General features: G+C 56.8%; 2 protein-coding genes. Both read left to right on the top strand.

Going from position 1 to position 3,205, the window contains the following annotated elements; translation table 11 throughout:
- Positions 1-400 precede the first annotated feature (400 nt).
- Positions 401-862, top strand: coding sequence for a YybH family protein (locus N181_RS07000; RefSeq protein ID WP_060563309.1), 462 nt, complete (start codon positions 401-403; stop codon positions 860-862).
- Between the two features lie 389 nt (positions 863-1,251).
- Entirely contained in the window at positions 1,252-3,027 is a 1,776-nt protein-coding gene (locus N181_RS07005) for an adenylate/guanylate cyclase domain-containing protein (RefSeq protein ID WP_037395736.1), read from the top strand.
- Positions 3,028-3,205: the final 178 nt, after the last annotated feature.

Genomic DNA, 3,205 nt, shown 5'->3' on the forward strand with positions numbered 1-3,205 from the left:
CTCGAGGTAGGCTATCATGCGCGGGAGTTTTCACACAGCCTCCACCCGTCTCAGACATTTAAAATAAACTAGGCAGACCGGCGGATATTGGGAGCCGCCGACGCGGATGGAACGACCGAAATCGGGGCGCATAGCGGTCGTTCATGAACCGTGGCTGGAAAGTCGTTTTTGGGTGGGGAGAGGAAGTTCACTGCGAAGGGACAGGACGGCCGCTTTGCGGACCCTTTCGGCTGTTCGGGGTCCGTCATCTTCCCTCAAGCCGCGGCGTGGACATCACTGAATTAGGTGCAGCGAACCTGACCTGCGTCGGTACGGGTGTACGGGTTAAGTCAATCGGAGAATTGCCGAAAAAGCTCGCCTTTTCTACACTTGGCGTTCTGGTCGAATGGGAGGAGGAACCATGCGCACAATCTCGACCGCGATTGTGGGACTCGCCGTCAGCATTGGCTTGGCTGGGTCCGTAGAAGCCCAATCGGCACGGTCAGACATCGAGGCCGCGCTGGTGACGTTCACCAAGGCTTTCAACGCCAAGGACGCAGCTGGGGTTGCGGCCCACTATACGGAAGACGCCGCCATTCTGCCCCCTGACAGCCGACGCGTAGATGGACGCGACAAGATACAACAGTTCTGGCAAGGAGCAATCGACGGGGGGGGGTCTGATCTTGCCCTAGAGGCGGTGGAAGTCAGTGAAAGTGGCAACTTCGCCTTTGAGGTAGCGAAATTCAGTCTGAAGGCCCCTGGAAAGGATGACAATCCAGTGGACCAAGCTGGCAAATACATCGTTATCTGGAAGAAGGGAACGGATGGCGCCTGGCAACTGTACCGGGACATCTGGAACGCTGATCCTGCCACCCAGCAGTGACCGAAGCGTACGCAACGTTCGATCGTTGGATCGATCTTCCCGTTTCCCGTCCGTCGTGGAAGGGTGGAATGCGGAAGTTAGACGACGGGAGCTGAATGGGCATGATGCGCATCTCCGGACGTTCAAGACACCCGATTGGCAGTGTCGGATTCGGCTACTCAGCAGACATTCCTAAATGAACGTGGACGCGCCGAGTCGCTGCTCTTCTTTCTAAGCTGCCACCATTCCCGGACGGCATCGGAAAGCCGAAGAGAGAAGCGGATCCCTTCGGGTGCGACATCAGCGCATTGGCTCTGGATTTTTCGTTCCTATCCTGATTCGCCCGGTTCCAGAGCGCTTTCGCATTTGCTTATCAGGCGGTACTGTATTTTCTTGGCGGAGGGGCAAGCGTGGAACGTCGTCTTACCACAATAATGGCAGCCGATTTGGTCGGCTATTCTCGTCTCATGGCGGCGGACGAGGAAGGCACCATTTCGCGGCTGCGCGATGCGCGAACCTACGTGATTGACCCGGCAATTATGGAAGGCGGTGGCCGCATCGTCAAAACCATGGGCGACGGGCTCCTCGTCGATTTCCCATCGCCAGTGTTGGCGGTAAGAGCGGCTCTTCTAATGCAGCGCAACTTGATCTCGCGCGAGTCTCCTCAAAGGGAAGACCGACGTCTGCGTTTCCGGATCGGTATTCATCTGGGAGACGTGGTGATCGATGGGGACGACATCCTTGGCGACTGCGTCAACATCACTGCGCGTTTGGAAACCATCGCACCCGCCGGAGGCATCTGCATATCTCGTGCAATCTACGATCATGTGCAAGGCAAGATAGAGGCTGGGATGACGTGGCTCGGGCCACAGTCCGTTAAGAACATCCCCGAACCAATTGACGTGTGGCAGGTCGAGGTGGACGGCACGGCGCCCAGCGCGGTTCGGCTCTCTGGACAGGCACGTGCTTCGATCGCGGTTCTCCCATTCCAGAATTTTTCTGCCACGCCCGATCAGGACTTCTTTGTCGACGGACTGGTCGAAGACGTCATCACGGAACTAAGTCGCTTTCGATGGTTGTTCGTGATCGCTCGCAACTCGACTTTCACCTACAAGGGAACAGCCAAGGACGTACGCAAGATCGCCCGGGAACTTGGTGTGCGCTATGTCGTGGAAGGGTCGGTTCGGCGGTCCGGTGATCGGTTGAGGATCACTGTACAGCTAATCGACGCACTCTCCGGAGCACACATCTGGGCCGAGCGGTGGGATCGTCCGATCGCCGATTTTTTTGATGTGCAGGACGAGATAACGCGCCGGATTATCGCGGGCATCGAACCAGAACTGGGAGCGCACGAACGGGGCCTCGCCCTTGCCAAATCGACGGACAACCTTACTGCTTGGGAACTTTGTCACCGCGGCTTTGCTGAATTGCTTTCCTTCGAAGCAGGTTCTCAAGCCACTGCAGAGAAGTTCCTTCGACAAGCGCTCGAACACGATCCGAATTTCGCACTTCCCTACGCCTATTTAGCTCGCCACCGATACGCACTCGTCCTTTGGGGGCGTGCCGCAGACGTGCCTGTCGCTGTCAAGGAAGGACTATCGTTCGCCACGAAGGCCTTAGAAATCGACAGGCGTAGCGATATCGCGTATGCGATGATGTCGCTCCTTCTTACGGTGGACGGGCGAGCGGCTGAGGCCATGCCTGTCGCTGAACAGGGCCTTGCATTAAATCCCAACTACGCGTTTCTTCACTTCGCACATGGAATGGCAGCCGTGCGGCTCAGGGACGCCGATACGACGATTAGAGCCGCACAAAATGCCATCGATCTCAGTCCTCACGATCCGTCCATGTTTGCGTTCAAGACACTACTCGGTATTGGCTTGATGCTGAGAGGCGAGCCCGATGACCTCTCAACGGCCCGGATGCATCTACGGGAAGGCGCGTCCTTCGAACGCACAACCTATTATCCATTCATTGGGGCAGCGTTGCTCGCCCTCAGGGCGGGCAATACTGATGAAGTGAGGATCTGGATCTCTGATGCTTTGAAGAAGTTTCCAAACCTGAATGCGGAATATGTCCGAGAGGCGGCCCACCCATTCTATGAAGGCAGTCCTTACTGCGACTACCTCGACAGGTTGATCGAGCAGGGGCTCCCCCCGGGAGAGAAGCGTCTGATCGAAGAATAATCGCGTCACTTAGAAGACTCCTGTTCCCGGCTTCTATGCCGTGTTCAGGCAGAAATTCCACTTATAACCCTGTCCAAATTTCCCGATCCAGCTCTGGCCATCGCGTCGACGGCATTGGAAGGCCGGCGGAAGTGACGTGCTTCCCGCAAATCGGATCGTTCTGAACTGGAATTTTCCA

Origin of the sequence: Sinorhizobium fredii USDA 205 (assembly GCF_001461695.1) — a bacterium.
GTDB lineage: Bacteria > Pseudomonadota > Alphaproteobacteria > Rhizobiales > Rhizobiaceae > Sinorhizobium > Sinorhizobium fredii.

Bases quoted from the DNA above. Each gene is read 5' to 3' on its own strand.
- N181_RS07000 (WP_060563309.1), top strand. From the start codon at position 401: ATGCGCACAATCTCGACCGCGATTGTGGGACTCGCCGTCAGCATTGGC.